The organism is Alcanivorax sp. 24 (assembly GCF_004360225.1).
Classification (GTDB): Bacteria; Pseudomonadota; Gammaproteobacteria; order Pseudomonadales; family Alcanivoracaceae; genus Alloalcanivorax; species Alloalcanivorax xiamenensis.
The window spans coordinates 153,627-172,156 of record NZ_SNUA01000009.1; the positions used below are offsets into that span (position 1 = coordinate 153,627).

Genomic DNA, 18,530 nt, shown 5'->3' on the forward strand with positions numbered 1-18,530 from the left:
GAGAGTCGATCAGGAAGATGCGGATTCGACAAGCTCCCGGCTTTTCCTTGAAACGGATGCCGGGAGCTTGCCGGGAGCCCCCTAGAACAGGGCTTGGGGCAGGTAGGTGGCAATTTCCGGGAACATCATGATCAGGGCCAGGCCGATGATCTCCACGATCACGAACGGAATCACCGAGGAGTAGATATCACGCATACTGACATCCGGTGGCGCCACCCCTTTCAAATAGAAGAGGTTGAAGCCGAACGGCGGGGTCATATAGCCGATCTCCATGTTGATCACGAACAGGATGCCGAACCAGATCGGATCAAAACCCAGACTCTGTACGATTGGCATGAACACCGGCAGCGTGATCAGCATGATACCCACGGGATCCAGCACCATCGCCAGCAGGAACACGATCACCATCATGGAAATAATGATCGCCCAGGGACCGCCGGGGATCGACGTCATCAGCCCTTCGATCAACGCCTGGGCGCCCATGCTCTGGTAAGCGGCACTGAAGGCGTGGGCGGCGAACAGGATCCACATGATCATACCGGTAAGCTTGAAGGTGCGCAGAGCCGCTTCCCGCATCAAGCCCAGGGTCAGCTTACGGTAGACGATGGCGGAAAGCAGGGAACCAAACACGCCTACGGCGGCCGCTTCGGTAGGGGTGGTGATACCCTTGATGATGGAGCCCAGCACCATCACCACGATCAGGATCGGCAGGATCACCGCCCGCAGCGCGCGCATCTTCTCCGCCATGTTGCCCCGTTCTTCCTTGGGCAAGGCCGGTGCCAGATTCGGCTGGAAGGCGCACCGCACGACGATGTACAGCACCGTCAGCACCATCAACAACAGGCCCGGCAACACCCCGGCGGCGAACATCTGACCCACGGAAACCCCGGTGATCAACGAATACAGGATCATCAGGATGCTGGGCGGAATCAGAATTCCCCAGCCGCCGCCAGTGTTGATCACCCCCAGCGCCAGCTTCTTGTCGTAACCGCGCTCCAGCATCGACGGCAGAGCAATGGTACCCATGGCCACCACCGCGGCGCCGCTGATACCACACATGGCCGCGAACAAGGCACAGATGCCGAGGGTACCGATGGCCAGACCGCCGCGCAGGCCACCCCACCACAGGTGCATCATATGATAGAGGTCCTTGGCCACCCCGGTTCGCTCCAGCACCATGGCCATGAACACGAATAGCGGGATCGCCACCAGGGTCGAACTTTCCATCGTGCCCCAGATCTGCGAGGCCACCATATAGAAAGCGTCGGCACCCCAGGTGAAATACAGGAACACCACCGAGACACCGCCCAGTACGAAAGTCAGCGGCACGCCCAGAAAGACGAAAAGCAGCAGAGTGCCGAAGAACAGCAAGGTGAGCATTTCGATACTCATAGGTGGTCTTCCTCCTCGTCACCCAGAGTCTTGATCTCCGACGGATCGATCAGATTGAAGGCCACGCCCAGGTCCTGCAGCAACTTGGCCAGGCCTTGCAACAGCAGCAGCAGGGCCCCCAGGGGAATGCAGGCCTTGATCGGCCAGACCGGCGGGTTCCAGGCGGAGTAGGAGGTCTCCAGACTCTCGATCGATTCCAGCGCCATGGAGCTGCCGAAATACAGCAACGCCCCGACGAAAATAAAGAACACCGCCGAGGTGATCACATCCAGGCCCGCGCGCACCCGCACCGGTAACGCGGAGTGGAACAAGTCCACGTTGACATGGCCTTTATGCGCCATGACGTAACCACCGGCGAGCACACCGTAAACACCAAACAGCATTTGCGTCAGCTCGTTGGTCCATACGGTGGGCGCACCGAACACGTAACGGAGGAACACCTCCAGTATCAGGAACGCGAACATCGCGAACACCAGATAGGACACCCAGCGGCCGACATGGTCGTTCAGCCAGGTGATCCCATTAATAAACGCTCGAACCGCGGACATGGGGCTCCTCCAATAGGTCGAGTGAAGGGCGGGAACGAGAAAAGGGCGCCACGGTGGGCGCCCTCATCATCCTGACGGTCACCGGTTACAGGTAACCGAGGTCCTTCAGGAAACCACGCAGTTCTTCCACGATGGCTTTCGCCTCGGGGCTGCGCTCGGCTTCTTTGTCCCAAGTCTTCTGGGCGGTGGCGGTCAGACGTTTCTGCACATCGTCGGGCAGAGTGTTGACCTGCACGCCTTCATCACGCATCGCCGTGGCCAGGGAAACCCGTTCCTGGTACAGATACTCATTGGTGCGCAGCCAGAACTGCTCTTCCAAGGCATCCTTGACGATCTTGGCCATGCCTTCCGGCAGCTTGTCCAGGGCTTTCTGGCTGACGATGAAGACGTCGGTGCCGGCGATGTTCAGAGCCGGTTTGACGTGGTATTTGGCCACTTCGTACAGGCCCATGCTCTTCGCGCCCTGGGAGGCGCCCCAGTGGGCACCGTCGACCACGCCGGTGGACAACGCCTGATACAGTTCGCCACCGGGGATATAGGAGGCAGCGGCACCGGCTTCGGTGAGGAATTTCTGCAACGCGCCGGAAGAACGGATCTTCAGCTTGGTGAAGTCATCCCAGCTTTCCACCGGCTTCTTGATCACCATTTCCGTGGGGTAGATCTTGTCGGTGGAATAGTACACACCGTACTTGGCGGCTTCCGCCCGCAGCTTGTCCTCGAACCCCATGTTCTTATGGAAGTACACCGCTTCCCACACATTGTGGAACGCGAAAGGCAGGCCAGAGGCGATGCCGCCCAGGCTCAGTTTGTCCTGAGCGTAGCCCGGGGAGATGGTGCCCATCTGAATGATGCCCCGGCTGACCGCATTGAAGGTCTCATTGGGCTTGAACAGGGCACCAGATTCAAACAATTGCAGTTGCAGACGGCCGCCGGTGCGTTCTTCCAGTACCCGCTTGATGCGCTCCAGGCTGTCCTTGTAGGAACTGCTGGCACCGGGCCAGTGGGATTGAACCTTCCACTTGATGACATCATCGGCGGAGGCCAGGGAGGGCAAAACAGCGCTGGTTGCCACCGCCACCGCGGCGGCGGCCGTGACCAGATGCTTACGGAGTTGTGCTAACAGAACCATTCTAGTTCTCCTGCTTTTTCTTCTCGGGTGGTGAGCGCCACCGGTTTGGGTCAAAACGATAGCCATTCCGCATAGCGAAACAGACGATCAAAATAATGAGAATCCGCGCAAATTTAACACAGGATCCCTCATCACCATACCCACTTTTGTCTTATTTCATTTCCGCGACTAAGAGCCCATCTGGGATCTTTACGCCACCGCGTTGCTGCTGGAAAAGCCGCCAGAGGGCGTTGGGGACTGAAGGCTTTGGTGGGTCCAAAGTCAAAGGCCGCAGCGTCCTCTGGCGGCTTTTCCAGCGCAACCCGAAGGGCCGGGTCCACTTTCTTTAGGTGGAGAGTGCCGCCGGACCGCGATTACGCTTGTTTATGTAGAATGACTACACCGCACAATCGAAATCACGACCTGACGACAAAATGAACTCCGGCGCGGAGGCGTAAAGATCCCAGATGGGCTCTGGGTCACATTTCTTCCGCTGCGAGCCCGGTCAGCCGCCCAAGGGCGGTTCCGGCAAGGCTTCCAGCCGATCCTGCAGCAAACGGGCGAAACGCAGCACGGTGCGGTCCTCCAGGTAAGGGCCGATGATCTGCACGGCCAGCGGCAGCCCCTCCGCGGAAACGCCGATGGGCAACGTCGCCGCCGGCAAGTAGACCGCCCCGGCCAGCCCCACCCAGACCAGGATATCCATATAAGGCTGGTCCACTCCGTTCACGGTCAGCGTACGCTGATCCGGGCCCGGCGTCTGCCGGTGGCTGAACGGCAGCGTCTGTACCACCGGGCACAGCAACACGTCGTGGTCCTGGAAGAACCGGCGCCATTGACGTCGCATCACCGTCCGCCGCTCATTGGCGCGCAGCCAGTCCGCATGACTCTGCGTGGTGCCGCGAGCGAAACGGGCCCGGTAGCCCTGATCATCCGGAGCGGCCTCGGCGGCCCCTTCTTCCATCTGCTGGTACAGCGACGGCGGCAACCCCACCCCCATGGTGCCAGCAAGTAACTGATAGTAAACATCGTATGCCTCGGAGAGGCCGATCCCCTCGGGCCGCGCATCGCGGTCCACCATCACACCCCATTGCTCCAATTGTCCGGTCAATTGCTCCAGGGCCTCGACGATACGCCGATCCACCGGGCAGCGGGGGTCATCCAGCCAGGCCGCCACCCGGAATGCCTCCAGCCGGTCATGGCGTGGTTCCGGCAACGCCAGACGCCAGCCGACACCTTCGTCCTGGTCCGGTCCGGCCAGAATGTCCATGGCCAGTTCCAGATCCTCCACATGCCGTGACATCGGACCGGCCACGGAGATATCCCGGGTGGACAGGGAACCCGGTGGCCCAGGGATATGACCTCGAGTGGGAATCAATCGCCAGCTCGGCTTCAGACCGGCCACACCGCAGAACGCCGCCGGAGTACGAATGGAGCCGCCGATATCACTGCCCAGTTCCAGCGGCGTCATGCCGGCGGCCAGCGCGGCGGCGGCACCGCCGGAGGACCCGCCCGGGGTCAATTCCGGATTCCACGGATTGTTGGTGGTGCCATGGATCTCGTTGAAGCTCTGCAGATCACCGGCGTAGGCCGGCACGTTGGTCTTGCCGAACAGCACCGCGCCGGCGGCGCGCAACCGCTCAATGGCATCGGCATCCTGTCGCGGGATATGGCCGGACAGATCCGTCACCCCGGCGGTGGTGGGCCAGCCGGCCACCTCGAACGTTTCCTTCACCGTCATCGGCACCCCGTGCAGCAGGCCCCAGTGTTCGCCCCGGGCCAGCGCCTCATCCGCCTCCCGTGCCCGCTGCCGCGCCTCGTCAAAACGCCGCACCACCACCGCATTAAGCGGCGGATCCAGCTTCTCCACACGAGCGATAAAGTATTCCAGCGCCTCGCTGGCGGTCAGTTCGCCCTCACGGATACGCCGGGCCAGTTCGGTGGTGCTCAGACGATGCAACGCCATCACAGCTTCTCCTTACCTTTGTTGTGGAATTTGGTTTCATTTTCATAATCGAACCCCCTTCATGCCGCCGGGTCAAGCGATGCCCCCCGTGCTCTTTCCTGGAGCCCGCGAGACCGCCGTGACAAAATGGGCCGCCCGCCAAAGTGTCCTGATCCACGGAGACCACCCAATGAAATACCTGCACACCATGGTCCGCGTCACTGACCTGGATGCTTCCCTGCGTTTCTATTGCGAGGGACTGGGACTGAAGGAAGTCCGCCGCAAGGACGTGCCCGCCGGGCGTTTCACCCTGGTGTTCCTGGCCGCGCCGGAAAGCCCGGAAGCGGAAGTCGAATTGACCTGGAACTGGGACCCGGAAGAGAACATGGGCTCGGCGCGCAACTTCGGCCACCTGGCCTTCCGGGTGGATGACATTTATGCGTTATGCCAACACCTCCAGGACATGGGCTACACCATCAACCGCCCGCCCCGGGACGGCCACATGGCGTTCGTCCGTTCACCGGATCTGATTTCCGTGGAATTGCTGCAGAAGGGCGATGCCCTGCCCGCGCGGGAGCCCTGGGCCTCCATGGAGAACACCGGCAGCTGGTAAGGACCGCGGGACACTGGTGATCCAAAGCAAGGTCACATCTTCAGTGTCGAAGGGTTGCCCTCCACGGTGGTTGAGGTCGAGAGCCTGTTCATAGTTTTTACACCACCGCGTTGCCGCTGGAAAAGCCGCCAGACGCCACTGCGGACTGAAGGCTCTGGTGGGTCCAAAGTCAAAGGCCGCGGTGGCGTCTGGCGGTTTTTCCAGCGCAACCCGAAGGGCCGGGTCCACCTTCTTTAGGTGGAGAGTGCCGTCAGGCCGCGATTACGCTTGTTTATGTAGAATGACTACACCGCACAATCGAAATCACGACCTGACGACAAAATAAACTCCGGCGCGGTGGTGTAAAAACCACGAACAGGCTCTAGCATGGGCACCCATGCCAACTCCTGGAGCGCCACCATGAAACAAGTCGCCAAGGACCTGTGGGAGACCGAACCGGAATACCCGGCTCCCGGCTTGCAAACCCACGCCTATTTCTACGCCCATCCGGCGGGGAATGTGTTGTTCTACAACACCAGTCATGATGATGAGTTATCCGCGTTCGCCGATCACGGCGGCGTGCATCGCCAGTATCTGAGCCACCGCGACGAAGTCGGCGCCAGCCTGGCGGTGATCCGGACCCGTTTCAACAGTCAGTTGTGCGGGCACCGGAGCGAGCTGGAGGACATTGAAAAATACTGCCCGGTGGATGTGGTGCTGGCACAACGGGAGCACCATCCGCGCGATATCGAAATCCTGCCCACCCCCGGGCACACTCCCGGCAGTACTTGTTTCCTGGTGCAATCCCCCACTGGCGACCGCTACCTGTTCACCGGCGATACGTTGTACTTCGACGAAGGTGGCCAGGGCCGCAATGGTTTCCTGCCGTCGATGAGCGACCGGGAGGCGCTGATCGAGAGTCTGCATTTCCTGCGCACCTTGTCTCCGGATCTGGTGATCTCCAGCGCTTTCGGCGCCGGTGGCGGCTATCGCCGCTTCGAGGACGCGACAAGCTGGCAAGGCTGCGTGGACGAGGCGCTGGCCCCATTAAAGGACGGCGCGGTGGATTAGAGCCCCGCCGTGAGATCACGCCGGCTATCCCCCCGGCATCACCGCGAAATGCAGCATGACATGCACCTGGGCTTCCCCCACCAGGAAGCCCAGCAGGGCTCCGACCGCGATCAGAATCCATTCGTCCTGCTGGAAAGCGGGGCGTAACAGTCCTTCGAACTCATCTTCGGTCAATTCCTGCATCTTGGTGACCAGCAGATTCTTCAGGTCCATGGCCTCCTGGGCGTATTCTTCCACATGGCCAAGCGCCTCCGGCAAGGCCGCCATCACTTTCTCCGACACCGCCTTTTTCATCTGCTGGTAGCGGCTGGTCCCCACCGCGAAGACCACCAGCGGCTTGGCCAGCCCGGCCTGTTCATCCAGGGTGCGTTGCACCTGCCGCTGAACCAGCGCGAACAGGCGGTCCGACAACGGCCCCTTGAGGATTTCCTCGATGATCGCCTGCGGGGTGACGATTTCCTGAGCCACCAGTTCACCATAACGGGCCGCCACCTGCTTGCGCCGGCGTAGAAACAGCCCCTGCCATTCGAAAATACCGAAGTAACGCACTGGCTGTTTCGGGTTGAAGATCATCTTCAATGCCAGCCAGTCGGTGAACCAGCCGGTGAACAAACCGAACAGGGGAATCACCCAGACATTATGAGTCAGGGCCCAGACCACCGCCTGAACGCAACCGATGGCGAATCCGAAATAGATGCCGGACCGGGCAATGAATTTGAACTCCACATGCCCCGCTTCCAGGAACACCCGGTTAAGCAGCTCCTTGTCCCGCACCAGCGCGTTCACCACCATGTGTTTGAGGTCGAACACCCGATGGATATTGGATTTGATGTCCTCCATGATCTGCTCGACCATGTGTGGCGCTTCTTTTTGGATGCGCTGGATGACTCTTCGCTTGATCCCTTCGGGCAGGGTCTCCCACAGACCGGGCTGGTACTCCGAAGCCACCTCGCGGGTAATGTCCTCCACCACGTCGATGAGCGGATCGCGGATTTCCGCCGCCACCCGTTGCGGGTCCAGACGGTCGAACACATCCTCCGGTTTCAGCAGCCGCTCCATCATCAGATCACAGGCAATGCTGGCCATGGTGGCGGCCCGGCGCGGCACGATCCCCTGCCAGCCCAGCAACGGCGGTTTGCCAACAAATTCCAGTGGCTGGAACATCATGCGGATCGCCACCAGCTTGGTGACATAGCCAATCAAGGCCGCCACCACCGGCATGGAAAGGTAGAGAATCCAATTGGCGCGCACATCGGCGAGAATCAAAGACCAGTCCATCTCACCGTTCCTCCTCACCCAGTTGCATCACCGTGTCCCAGAGGCGCTGACCAGCGGGACTGATCACCAAGGTTTCCCGGCGGACCTTCAATGGCGGCCGCTCCCCGCCCCAGCGGCGCTGGGCCTCGCGGAACGTGGCATCGCCCTCGCACAACTCATAATCCATGCGCAGCGCCGCCCGTTCCGGCAACGCCGCCGCCAGACCGTTATTGATCAGCCGGGCCAGATACAACGGCACGTATTCCTGGGCATACACGCCGGCGCTGCGGCCGATACTGGAATAGCGGTGCAGCGCTTCCCCGCTGTCACGCCAGCGGGCACGACGCAGAGTCAGCAACGGATAACCGGAGCCGTCGGACAGCGCCGCCAACAGGCGCCATTCATCGGAAACCAAATGACCGGCAAGGCCCTGGACGATCTCCATCTCCAGGGTGTCGGTATCCTGTTCCAGGCTGATGGTCAGACGATTCTGGAAGGCTTCGGCATGATGGGAGGCAGCCGGATCCAGAGCATCCATACGTTCCCTGAGACCACGGAGCACCTCTTCTTCCACGTGCTGAAAGCGGGCTTCGGCGCGGCGTATCGGCGGCAGACGCCGCAGTATCGCCAATACGCGGCCCCCCACCGGGGGCTGAGGCTCGGACCGGTTCGGCAAGTTGCTGCATCCTTATTCTTGTCGTGATTCTTCGGGTTCCCCGGCGCCCGTGGCTGACGGTGACCCGACTCGGTTATGGATTCAGCAATACCCAATTCATCGGAAACTGTCCACAGCAGACAGGTGACAGCACGTTGCGTTTTTTATGCGGCCAGGTTCCAGGGCGGAAGGAGCCCGGCCGCGACAGTCCCCGGGATACTATCCGGCATTGCCCGCCGAGATCACCTTCCGTTCCAGGAGCGCCTGGCATTGTTCTGGCGTGAAACCGGCCTGCGCCAGAACCTCAAGAGTATGCTCCCCCAGTTCCGGCAACGTATACGGTTTCTCCACCTCACCGGTGCCGGCGAAAGTGAAAGGCAGTCCGGGGATCTCCACCTCACCACCCCGGCCGTCGTGCACACGTTTGAAGATGCCGGTCGCCTCCACATCGGCACTGGCCCGGACCTGGCGGTAGTCCCTCACCACCCCGCACACCACGCCGGAATTTTCCAGTTGGGCACGCGCTTCTTCGCCCGTGTAGCCGCCCAGGGCGGTGCTCAGAATGTCAATCATCGCCGGCCGGTTTCTGACACGGTCGTTGCTGGTGGCGAAGCGCTCATCCTTTGCCAGATCCGGCAGTTCCACGGCGCGGCAGAGTCGTTGCCAGTGATCCTCCATATAGGCGGAGATAACGATGTAACCGTCCTGCACGGTGATCAAATCCGCCGCCGGCGCCACCAGCGGCTGAGCATTGCCGACCCGTTGCGGCAAGGCGCCGGAGCAGGCGTATTCCGCCCAGATCTGTGACTGCAATCCGATTGCCGTGGCCAGCAGAGAGGCCTCGATGGTTTCCCCCGCGCCGGTCCGGGCACAGCGGAACAAAGCGGCGAGAACGGCGTTGGCGGTGGCCGTGGCGGTGGCCGCGTCAACCACGGCAAACCCGGTTTTCAGTGGTGTGCCTCCCGGCTCACCGGTGAGCGACATCATGCCGCTTTCCGCTTGCGCGGCGATATCCAGACCGGGGCGTTCCCGGGAAGGACCGCCAGTGCCGAATCCGGAAATAGAAGCATGGATCAGTCCAGGTTTTTCGGCGCGTAGCGTGGCCGCGTCCAGACCAATGCTTTCCATCACACCCACGCGGGTGTTTTGCACCACCACATCGGCCCGCAGGGCCAGCTTGCGGGCAATCTCCACGCCTTCGGGGTTGCGCAGATCCAGCGTTATGGATTTCTTGCCACGGTTATAGGCCATGAACATGCCACTGCGATAACCGCTCTTTTCACTGACACCGAACTTCCGGCTGTTATCGCCGTTGAAACTTTCAATCTTGATCACGTCGGCACCCAGATCCGCCAAAATCTGCGTGGCACCGGGGCCGGCGATGAACTGGCCGAATTCCACTACCCGGACGCCATCCAGAGCCTTTTTACTCTCCGCCATAACCTTCATCTCCCTGCACTTCCTGATGAGTTCGAATTTAATGTTGATGCCAATCCCGCGGTAACCCGCGGATCAGTAATCGGAGGATGGCCGGCGCCGCCGCTCTGGTCGCAGCCGTCGCTGAACAAGCCGGATCACCGGCCACAGCAAAAACAGCGCGGTCAGCGCAAACAGCACCGCGGCGATTGGACTGGTGGCGAACGCGATGAAGCTGCCCTGATTCAGAATCAGGCCCTGCCTCAGGCTTTGTTCGATCATGGGGCTCAGCACGAAACCAATCACCATGGGCGCCAGAGGGAAACCGTTGTAGCGCAACAGGAAACCGGCGATCCCGGCGATCAACACCACCAGCAAATCAAAAGGGTTGGCATTGATGCTGTAGGTACCGGTGGCGACCAGCACCACCACGCAGGCCATCAGCAACGGCTCGGGGAGGCGCAGGATCCTGGAAAACAAAGGCGACATCAGCATCCCGCCGAGGAACATGCAGATATTCGCCACGAACAGCATCATGAAGATGAACAGCACCAGCGACTGGTTTTCCAGAAACAGCCGGGGTCCCGGCGTGACACCCTGCAGCACGAGCGCACCGAGCATCACCGCGGTAATCGGGTCACCAGGCACGCCGAGGGACAAGGTCGGCACCATGGCGCCCGAGCTGACCGCGTTATTGGCCGCCTCGGAGGCAATCAGGCCATCCGGTTCCCCGGTACCGAACTTGTCGTTGTTCGGTGAACTTCGCTTGGCTTCGGCGTAGCTGACCATGGAAGCGGAAGCCGCTCCCACGCCCGGCAGCGTCCCGATCCAGGTACCGATCAACGAGGATTTGACCAGCACCATGGCCCGGCGCCGTAGCTCCGCCAGCCCGGGCAACTGGAAGGCGGAGCGGATGACAGGCCCTATCTCGTCCTTTTTCTCCGCGGCGCGCCAGAACACCTCGGACAGGGCGAAAAGGCCAACCAGAAACGGCACCAGACCGATGCCGGCGGAAAGGTCGAAAACACCGAAATCGTAACGCAGGTAACCGGTCACCGGGTCCTGGCCAACCACCGCCACGAACAAACCCAGCAGACCGGCGAGCAGCCCTTTCACCAGGTTGTCCCGCGACACCGTAACGATACAGGTCAACGCGAACAGCCCCAGCGCGAAGTATTCAACCGGGCCGAAACGAATCCCGATCTTGGCCAGCAACGGCGAAGCCACCGCCAGAATGATCGTGGCCAGGATGCCACCAAAAGCGGACGCCGTGGTCGACCAGCCCAGCGCCAGACCGGCGTCACCGCGCCGGGCCATGGGAAAACCATCCAGCACCGTCGCCGCGGACTGTGGCGTGCCGGGTGTATTGATGAGAATCGCCGACAGCGAACCGCCGTAGATTGATCCACAATAAATGCCGAGCAACAAGGCAATGCTTGCCCCTTGCCCGAGAACAAACGTCAGCGGCAAAGCCATGGTGATCGCGAGTAACGACCCCAGGCCTGGCAAGGCGCCGATGATGATACCAACCAGCGTGCCGGCCACCACGGCCAGCAGGGCATCCACCGCTGTGAGCATACTGAGGGCGCTTAAAAAGGCATCCATCTCGATAGCCTCCGGTTATCCGGTATGTATTTTTTGGAAGAATTATTGGAACAGTGAGAGAACTGAAGGCAGCGCCGGTCCCGGAGGCGTCCGATTCAGAAAATCGGCGAAGCCGTACCAGATCACCGCGGTAAACAACACCGATATCGCCACCAGCCATAGTGGGTGCCGGAATCCCAGCACCCCGCTCATTACCAGCATCAGGACCAAGGTGCTGGGCACGAAGCCCAGCGCCTCATAGGCCAGCAGGTAAGCACCACTGATCACCACCGTTGCCGCCAGGGCCCGCCACTGGAGACTGGAGGGCGGCGCCCCTGATCGACCGAGCGCGCTTTTCACCAGCAACCATAGCGAGCACACGCCGATCAATATCAGCAGCACCTTCGGATACCAGAACGGATCATTGGCGACGTGGTGCACGGTGTCGTCACCGCCACCGGCGAAATACACCGTCAGCGCCGCGACCAGTACGGCAACGCCATAGCCGGCGTCCAGAACGCGCGCTTTCATGATTACCGGCTCCCGTCTTTCTTGATCACTTCCTTGATCAGGCGGCCATTCACCTCGGACGTCTGCTCCACCAGTTGGCGGAACTCGTCCGGGCCCAGATAACGGGCCTCGAAACCGACACGCCCCAATACCGTTTTCAGTTCCTCGGACTTGGTGGCCTGCTCGCAGCCCTCCACCAGTTTCTGTTTGATAGCGGACGGCAGCCCTTTGGGGGCCACCAGGCCGCCGGAAACGGAAGCGGTCATATCGTAGCCCTGCGCCTTCACCGTTTTGATTCCCGGCAGAGAGGCCATCGGCTCCTCACTGAATATCGCCACCGCATCAAGGTTCCGATCGGTAACCGTGTTTGGCAACGCCATGTACAAATCCACATGCCCACCCATCAGAGCAGTCAGCCCCGGACCGTCACCGGCAAAGGGAACATGGGTCAGTTCAATCCCCGTGATCTGCTGTAATCTGAGCATGTCCAGGTGTGGCAAGGTTCCCGGCCCAGGTGTTCCGAAAGACAGTTTTCCCGGATGAGCTTTGGCGTAGTCGATCACCTCCTCCAGGGTGCTGAATGGCGAGTCCGGTTTCACGACCAGGACTTCGGAGCCATAGTAAAACTGACACAGGTAATCGAAAGATTCGGCGCTGTAAGGCGTGCGGTGCATGTGTGGCTGATTGGCGATGGTGCCCACCGGGGCCACACCGATGGTGTAGCCGTCCGACCGAGCGCGGGCGAGAGCGCTGATACCGACGCTGCCGCCGCCACCGGAGCGGTTATCGGCAACCACGTTGACGCCGAAATAATCCGACAAAGCCTCCGCGAAAGCCCGGCCCGATAGGTCGGTGCTACCACCAGCGGGATAAGGAACGATTTCCGTTATCGGCCGGACAGGAAAGTCCTCCGCCAATGACAACGAAGAAGCCAGCAGCGCCGGCAAGGCGACCGTCATGGCAAGAGACAGAGATTTTGTTATCTTCATGTTGTTCTCCCGAATATCAGATAAGCACTGTGTGGTTCCGATAGCCGACGCCATCGGACTACTGTGACTTTTTAAGCACTTTTTCGATCAACCGTCCGTTGGTTTCCGAGATACGATTTACTTGCTTGAGGAAATCATCCGAGCCGAGGTAAGCAGCCTGGGTTCCCAGTCGTCCCAGGACCTCATCAAGGCGTTCGGATTCGGTGGCGGTTTTACAGGCTTGTTCCAGGATGTTCCGGGCCTCATCGGGGATGCCCTTGGGCGCGATCACACCTCCCCACCAGGAAGCCGTCAGGTCGTAGCCCTGGTTGATCGCCGTTTTCACGCCGGGCAAGGTATCCAGTGCCGCCTCGCTGAAAATACCAATGGCCTTCAATTCCCGATCGGCGATCACGTTGGACATGGTCATATACATATCCACATGTCCGCCGATCAAAGCGGTGACGCCCGGCCCGTCTCCGGCGAACGGCACATGCGTGACCTGTACGCCTGCTTTTTCCAGGAATTGCTCCATGGACAGATTAGGCAGGGACCCCGGCCCCGGACTTCCGTAGGTCAACTCCCCGGGGTGTGCCTTGGCATAGGCCACCATCTCGTCAAGATTGGAGAATGGAGACTGGGGCTTTACCGCCAACGCCTGCGGGCTGAGGAAGAACTGACAAATGTAGTCAAAGGACTCGAGGCTATAAGGGGTTCGACGCATATGAGGCTGGTTCACCAGGGGCGCGGCCGGCACCACACCGATGGTGTAGCCGTCCTTGCGAGCGCGGGCCAGGGCGGCCATGCCCACCGTGCCGGCTCCGCCGGCGCGGTTATCCACCACCACATTGGTTCCAAGAGAGTCAGTCAGTTCCCTGGCAATGGCGCGAGCCATCAGATCGGTACTGCCGCCAGCGGGAAACGGCACCATGGCGGTCAGGGGACGTTCGGGATAATTCGCGGCCTGGGATGCTGTCGCTGCCGCCACGATCAGTACCGGCAACATCAATCTCAGGATTCGACGCATGATTGTTGTAAGCATATCGTCTTTCCTTTCGGGTCAATGAATGTCAAAGGTTTTCAAGAAGCGGCACTCAACGTCAGCTTGGCGATATTCAGCTGATGAATCTGACTGGTGCCTTCGTACAGGCGGAACAGCCGCGCATCGCGGTAAAGTCTTTCGATGCAGCTGTAATCGGCCACATAACCGGCGCCGCCGAAGATCTGTACGGCCTTGTCCGCTACCCGGCCACACATTTCCGACGCGAAGTATTTACACATGGATGCCTCCAGCTTCACGTCCTCTCCCTTATCCCGCTTGCGAGCGGTTTCCAGGATCAAAGCACGGGCCGCGTGAATCTCCGTCTGAATGTCGGCGATCATCGCCTGCACCAACTGGAACTCCGCAATCGGCTGGCCGAACTGCTGGCGTTGCAATGCGTGGGCCAGGGCTTCATCACGCATGCGCATGGCCGGCCCGGTACACAAAGCGCTCAAATGCAGGCGTTGTTTGTTCAACACTTTCATGGCGGTAACGAAACCTTTACCTTCCACCCCGCCGATCAGATTGGCCGCGGGTACCCGGCAATCCTGGAAATACACTTCCGACACCGGCGATCCGGCCTGGCCCATTTTTTTGTACGGCCTACCCACGCTCAGGCCCGGTGTGTCGCCCTCGACGATAAAAGCGCTGATGCCCTTGGCGGACAGGTCTTCCGGATCGGTTCGCGCCATCACCGTGAACAATCCGGCGATAGGCGCATTGGTAATGAAACACTTCGAGCCGTTAACAACGTACTCGTCGCCGTCGCGCACCGCGCGGGTCCGCAAGGCCGTGGCCTGGGATCCGGCTTCCGGCTCGGTCAGCGCGAAGCACCCGGTTACCTCACCGCTGGCCAGCAATGGCAGATAACGGGCCTTTTGCTCTTCGGTGCCATCGGCCACCAGAGCCTCCGAGCCAATTCCGGTGTTGGTCCCGACCCGGGCCCGAAAGGCGGTGGCGCACTGGGATAACTCCATCGCCGCCAGAACCAACTCCTCGGTGGTCAGGCCGGCACCACCAAACTGTTCTGGAATACTCCAGCCAAAAAAACCCAGCTCACGCATCTGCCCGACCAGGTCCTCGGGGATCTGGTCGTCGGCTTCCACACAGTCCTCCGCCGGTATCGCCACTTCCTTCACCCAGCGACGCGTTTCGTTCAGGAAGACCTGGAAGCTCTCCGGATCACGAATCATGTTGTTCTCCTCATGCCGGTTACCCGGCCAATTACTTTGAATCTGGTCAGGCGTTGGAGTACGAGCTCCGCGGCCGGACCGGAGGAATCCGCAGCCGGCTGAGTTCCTCCACCAGCCGCTCACCGAGGGCATGCAGTGCGCCATCCGAAGTACGGAAACTGGGCATCATCAAACCCAGCACGGCGACCGGATAACCGTCCCCGCGCAGCACCGGCACGGCCACCGCGCTGGCGCCTTCCACCCGTTCGCCGTTGGAAATGGCATAACCTCTCTGGTGAATGGACTTGAGTTCCTTACGTAAAACACCGGTCTTGGGGACATAGCGGGTCAACGCGGTGATCTGGTGATTCCTGATCAGCGCTTCCACTTCGGGCTCGGGCAGGAAGGCCATCATCGCCTTGCCCCCGGCGCCCAGGTACAACGGAAAGGTGCTTCCCATATCCAACGCATAGCGGACCGGGTGGGGGCTGGGCAGGACAGAAGTGACCACCTGGCTGTCACCGGCCCGGTGAAACAGCGACACGGTTTCCCCGGTGTCGGCATGGAGCCGCTCCATCAGGGGGCGGATGCGTACCAGCACATCGTCGCTATTCAGGAAAGGGCGGCTCAATGCCATCACCGAATGGGACAAGCGCCACTGATCACCGCCGTTCTCCTGCTGGATCCAGCCTTTTTCTCTCAGCGGAATCAAAATCTCTTCAGCCACTCTCGGGTCCAGTCCCACTCGCCCGGCCAGTTGCTCCGCCGAAGCCCCTCCGGGCACGTTTTCAGCCGCCGCCAGCAGCAAATCCACCGCCCGGGACACCGCCCCGGCTCCGGTGGAACGGCCGGTATAGCTGTACCGCTTGTCCTCCGGGCGACGGTAGAGATACCCCCTGTTTTCGAGGGTGTGCAGGATCCGATAGACAATGGCGGTTGCTTCCCCCAGGAGCTCGGCGATCTCCGTCAGAGACATCGGCTTGGAGGTCCTTTCCAATAGTTCCAGGACATCCAGAGCACGGGCCAGTGTTTGTAGTTGGTAGCTCTTCGCCATTTTTTCTTTCTCCGAAAGTCTTTTCTATTTAAGAAAAAGACAAAGCCGACGTCAAGCTCCGTGACCCGCCGGTCTGAAACCATGGGGAAAGAAATGAAATCAGGTGCATATTGGCGAAACGCCGGCTTTCAGAGGCTCACCAACGACGGCAAGGGAAAGCACAGAGGAAGGATCACCGGGCCGGACGGCCCGGTGACAGGGACGATCACGCCCCGTGAGGGCGCGCCCGCTGGTCGCCGCGGACCAGGAGCCAGGCGACGAACAGCGCCGGCAGAGTGAGGGCAAGACTGAGCATGAACAGTTCACCATGATCCAGCGGCATGGCGCCGCCGCCAGGGATGGCGAAGGCCAGACCACCGATCACCAGCATCCCCCGAATCGGCCATTGCAACACCCGGTGCACGGTCAGGTCCCCAATGCCGATCAGGTAGCCCTGCATGGCTCCGGCGATCAACACCACGCCCACCAGCGCCTGGCACAGCACGATCACGATATCCTGCCACTGGCCCTGCAGAATCAGCGCCGGATTCAGCACGAACAGGAACGGAATGAAGTAAATCACGCTACCCAGCCGCATCGCCTTCAAGCCGGTTTCCATCGGCCGGGAGCCGGCCACGGTGGCCGCCGCGAAAGCCCCCAGAGCCACCGGTGGCGTAATGAAACTGAGCATGCCCCAGTAGAGGATGAACAGGTGCACCGCCAGTGGATTCATACCGCCGCCCTGCACCAAAGCCGGGGCCAGTGCCACCGCCAGGAAGATGTAAGCGGCGGTCACGGTCATGCCGATACCAAGAATGAAGCTGGTCACCGCTCCCATGATCAGCAACACCAGCGGATTACCGCCGGCGATGTAGATCAGATCGTTGGCGATGGTGCCGGACAGACCGGTTACCGACAAAGCGCCCACCAGCAACCCGACCCCGGCCAGGATCGTGATCAGCTCGGCGAACAGCTTGCCCGCGCTGAAAAAGAAGTCCTTGCACTCGGCCCAGCCCCAGCGGTGATACGGCAGGATCTGGTTGATGACCAGCAACAGCGCGGTGGCATAGAACGGTGCGACAGCCTCACGGCGCAAGTAGAACAGCATCCAAATCAGCAGTACGAAGACAAAGATGAAATACCATCCTTCCTTCAAGGTCTGGCGCAAAGACGGCAGCTCTTCCTGGGGCAATCCCTTCAACTGATATTTCGCGGCGTAGGCGTCGATCTGCACGAACAGGCCCAGATAAAACAGCAGCGACGGCACCACCGCCGCCAGCGCGATGGTGGCATAGGGAATATTCAGGAAGCTGGCCATCACGAACGCCGTGGCCCCCATCACCGGTGGCATCAACACCCCACCAGTCGATGCGCACGCCTCAACGCCCGCCGCATAGGACCGGCCAATGCCAACCCGGCGCATGGCCGGGATGGTCAGCACGCCGGTGGTGAGCACATTGGTGATCACACTGCCGCTCATCGATCCCATCAGACCACTGGAAAAAATCGACACCTTGGCCGGACCACCACGAACATGGCCAAGCAGAGCGAAAGCCAGATTAATGAAGAACTTGCCGCCACCGGTCTTTTGCAACGCGACACCGAACAGCAAGAAGCCGATCACCAGGTTGGCGAACGCCTGCAAGGGAATCCCCAACATGCTTTCCCGGCTCATGGCGTGGTAGATCGCGGTCTGATCCGGTGACGATGGGAAGCCCTGAATCGGGCCCGGCATCTTGTCCGCCACTATCGGGTAGACACTGGCGAGACCACATATCAAGGCCAGCGGCCAGCCACCGGCGCGCCGCACCGCCTCCACCACAATCGCCCAGAGCAGGAAACTCATCACCATGGCGGTTTGCGGTGCCGCGTATTCCCAGCCGTTATCGAGAATCCGCTCCGCGTTGTAGACGAAGTATCCACAGACCGCCAACGCCAGCAAAAACAGCAGCACGTCATACCAGGGGACACGCTTGGAGGCGATGCCGGTTTTGATCGGCCAAAGGATAAAGACCAGAGGTAACATCAACGCCACCACGGTGTAGAGAAACTGGCTCTCCAGCGCGGTGACCAATTTGAAAAACCCGAGATTAAGCACGTAATCCAGGGTCAGAAGAGTCAGAACCAGGGTGACCAGCCGCGGCAGCCAGGGCCACAGCCCCGGCAAGTCCCGCACACCAGATACCTGGCCCTTTGAGGGTTCGGTTTCCGCTTCGAATTTCACCGTTTACTACCTA

16 protein-coding genes are annotated in these 18,530 nt (G+C 60.7%); 2 read left to right on the forward strand and 14 right to left on the reverse strand.

From position 1 onward, the window contains the following. Positions 1-81: 81 nt before the first annotated feature. The 4 genes from E0L37_RS13700 to E0L37_RS13715 form a co-directional block, all read right to left on the reverse strand. Positions 82-1,392: a TRAP transporter large permease subunit gene (locus tag E0L37_RS13700; RefSeq protein ID WP_097058289.1), complete on the reverse strand. Its 1,311-nt coding sequence runs from the start codon at positions 1,390-1,392 to the stop codon at positions 82-84. Beyond that, positions 1,389-1,940, reverse strand: a complete 552-nt coding sequence (locus E0L37_RS13705) for a TRAP transporter small permease subunit (protein WP_133492280.1) — start codon at positions 1,938-1,940, stop codon at positions 1,389-1,391. Before E0L37_RS13705 ends, E0L37_RS13700 begins: the two co-directional genes overlap by 4 nt. Positions 1,941-2,025: 85 nt before the next feature. Further along, positions 2,026-3,069, reverse strand: a complete 1,044-nt coding sequence (gene dctP, locus E0L37_RS13710) for a TRAP transporter substrate-binding protein DctP (RefSeq protein ID WP_133492281.1) — start codon at positions 3,067-3,069, stop codon at positions 2,026-2,028. A 484-nt stretch (positions 3,070-3,553) separates the two neighbouring features. Next, positions 3,554-5,014: an amidase gene (locus tag E0L37_RS13715; RefSeq protein ID WP_133492282.1), complete on the reverse strand. Its 1,461-nt coding sequence runs from the start codon at positions 5,012-5,014 to the stop codon at positions 3,554-3,556. 169 nt (positions 5,015-5,183) lie between these two features. Between E0L37_RS13715 and E0L37_RS13720 the strand changes: the two genes are divergently transcribed. Both E0L37_RS13720 and E0L37_RS13725 read left to right on the forward strand, forming a co-directional pair. Continuing rightward, positions 5,184-5,606: a VOC family protein gene (locus E0L37_RS13720; RefSeq protein WP_133492283.1), complete on the forward strand. Its 423-nt coding sequence runs from the start codon at positions 5,184-5,186 to the stop codon at positions 5,604-5,606. Between the two features lie 399 nt (positions 5,607-6,005). Then, positions 6,006-6,656: an MBL fold metallo-hydrolase gene (locus tag E0L37_RS13725; RefSeq protein ID WP_236564068.1), complete on the forward strand. Its 651-nt coding sequence runs from the start codon at positions 6,006-6,008 to the stop codon at positions 6,654-6,656. 24 nt (positions 6,657-6,680) lie between these two features. On the opposite strand, the gene E0L37_RS13730 is transcribed toward E0L37_RS13725, so the two are convergent. From E0L37_RS13730 to E0L37_RS13775, 10 genes are all read right to left on the reverse strand, one after another. Continuing rightward, on the reverse strand, positions 6,681-7,934 hold the full coding sequence (locus tag E0L37_RS13730; RefSeq protein ID WP_133492285.1) for a DUF445 domain-containing protein: 1,254 nt from the start codon (positions 7,932-7,934) through the stop codon (positions 6,681-6,683). Position 7,935: 1 nt separating this feature from the next. Further along, entirely contained in the window at positions 7,936-8,589 is a 654-nt protein-coding gene (locus E0L37_RS13735) for a hypothetical protein (RefSeq protein ID WP_133492286.1), read from the reverse strand. A gap of 198 nt (positions 8,590-8,787) precedes the next feature. After that, positions 8,788-10,008, reverse strand: a complete 1,221-nt coding sequence (locus E0L37_RS13740; protein WP_133492287.1) for a CaiB/BaiF CoA-transferase family protein — start codon at positions 10,006-10,008, stop codon at positions 8,788-8,790. 72 nt (positions 10,009-10,080) lie between these two features. Continuing rightward, positions 10,081-11,589 carry a tripartite tricarboxylate transporter permease gene (locus E0L37_RS13745; protein WP_133492288.1) on the reverse strand — a complete coding sequence of 503 codons (1,509 nt, stop codon included), beginning with the start codon at positions 11,587-11,589 and terminating at the stop codon, positions 10,081-10,083. Between the two features lie 42 nt (positions 11,590-11,631). Next, positions 11,632-12,099, reverse strand: coding sequence for a tripartite tricarboxylate transporter TctB family protein (locus tag E0L37_RS13750; protein ID WP_133492289.1), 468 nt, complete (start codon positions 12,097-12,099; stop codon positions 11,632-11,634). 2 nt (positions 12,100-12,101) lie between these two features. Then, positions 12,102-13,067, reverse strand: a complete 966-nt coding sequence (locus E0L37_RS13755) for a tripartite tricarboxylate transporter substrate binding protein (RefSeq protein ID WP_133492290.1) — start codon at positions 13,065-13,067, stop codon at positions 12,102-12,104. Positions 13,068-13,125: 58 nt separating this feature from the next. After that, on the reverse strand, positions 13,126-14,088 hold the full coding sequence (locus E0L37_RS13760; protein WP_133492291.1) for a tripartite tricarboxylate transporter substrate binding protein: 963 nt from the start codon (positions 14,086-14,088) through the stop codon (positions 13,126-13,128). Positions 14,089-14,126: 38 nt separating this feature from the next. Beyond that, positions 14,127-15,281 carry an acyl-CoA dehydrogenase family protein gene (locus E0L37_RS13765; RefSeq protein ID WP_133492292.1) on the reverse strand — a complete coding sequence of 385 codons (1,155 nt, stop codon included), beginning with the start codon at positions 15,279-15,281 and terminating at the stop codon, positions 14,127-14,129. A gap of 46 nt (positions 15,282-15,327) precedes the next feature. Continuing rightward, entirely contained in the window at positions 15,328-16,314 is a 987-nt protein-coding gene (locus E0L37_RS13770) for an IclR family transcriptional regulator (protein ID WP_133492293.1), read from the reverse strand. 205 nt (positions 16,315-16,519) lie between these two features. After that, positions 16,520-18,517, reverse strand: coding sequence for a TRAP transporter permease (locus E0L37_RS13775; RefSeq protein ID WP_133492294.1), 1,998 nt, complete (start codon positions 18,515-18,517; stop codon positions 16,520-16,522). Positions 18,518-18,530 lie beyond the last annotated feature (13 nt).

Bases quoted from the DNA above. Each gene is read 5' to 3' on its own strand.
- E0L37_RS13700 (WP_097058289.1), bottom strand. From the start codon at position 1,392: ATGAGTATCGAAATGCTCACCTTGCTGTTCTTCGGCACTCTGCTGCTT.
- E0L37_RS13705 (WP_133492280.1), bottom strand. From the start codon at position 1,940: ATGTCCGCGGTTCGAGCGTTTATTAATGGGATCACCTGGCTGAACGAC.
- dctP (WP_133492281.1), bottom strand. From the start codon at position 3,069: ATGGTTCTGTTAGCACAACTCCGTAAGCATCTGGTCACGGCCGCCGCC.
- E0L37_RS13715 (WP_133492282.1), bottom strand. From the start codon at position 5,014: ATGGCGTTGCATCGTCTGAGCACCACCGAACTGGCCCGGCGTATCCGT.
- E0L37_RS13720 (WP_133492283.1), top strand. From the start codon at position 5,184: ATGAAATACCTGCACACCATGGTCCGCGTCACTGACCTGGATGCTTCC.
- E0L37_RS13725 (WP_236564068.1), top strand. From the start codon at position 6,006: ATGAAACAAGTCGCCAAGGACCTGTGGGAGACCGAACCGGAATACCCG.
- E0L37_RS13730 (WP_133492285.1), bottom strand. From the start codon at position 7,934: ATGGACTGGTCTTTGATTCTCGCCGATGTGCGCGCCAATTGGATTCTC.
- E0L37_RS13740 (WP_133492287.1), bottom strand. From the start codon at position 10,008: ATGGCGGAGAGTAAAAAGGCTCTGGATGGCGTCCGGGTAGTGGAATTC.
- E0L37_RS13745 (WP_133492288.1), bottom strand. From the start codon at position 11,589: ATGGATGCCTTTTTAAGCGCCCTCAGTATGCTCACAGCGGTGGATGCC.
- E0L37_RS13750 (WP_133492289.1), bottom strand. From the start codon at position 12,099: ATGAAAGCGCGCGTTCTGGACGCCGGCTATGGCGTTGCCGTACTGGTC.
- E0L37_RS13755 (WP_133492290.1), bottom strand. From the start codon at position 13,067: ATGAAGATAACAAAATCTCTGTCTCTTGCCATGACGGTCGCCTTGCCG.
- E0L37_RS13760 (WP_133492291.1), bottom strand. From the start codon at position 14,088: ATGCTTACAACAATCATGCGTCGAATCCTGAGATTGATGTTGCCGGTA.
- E0L37_RS13765 (WP_133492292.1), bottom strand. From the start codon at position 15,281: ATGATTCGTGATCCGGAGAGCTTCCAGGTCTTCCTGAACGAAACGCGT.
- E0L37_RS13770 (WP_133492293.1), bottom strand. From the start codon at position 16,314: ATGGCGAAGAGCTACCAACTACAAACACTGGCCCGTGCTCTGGATGTC.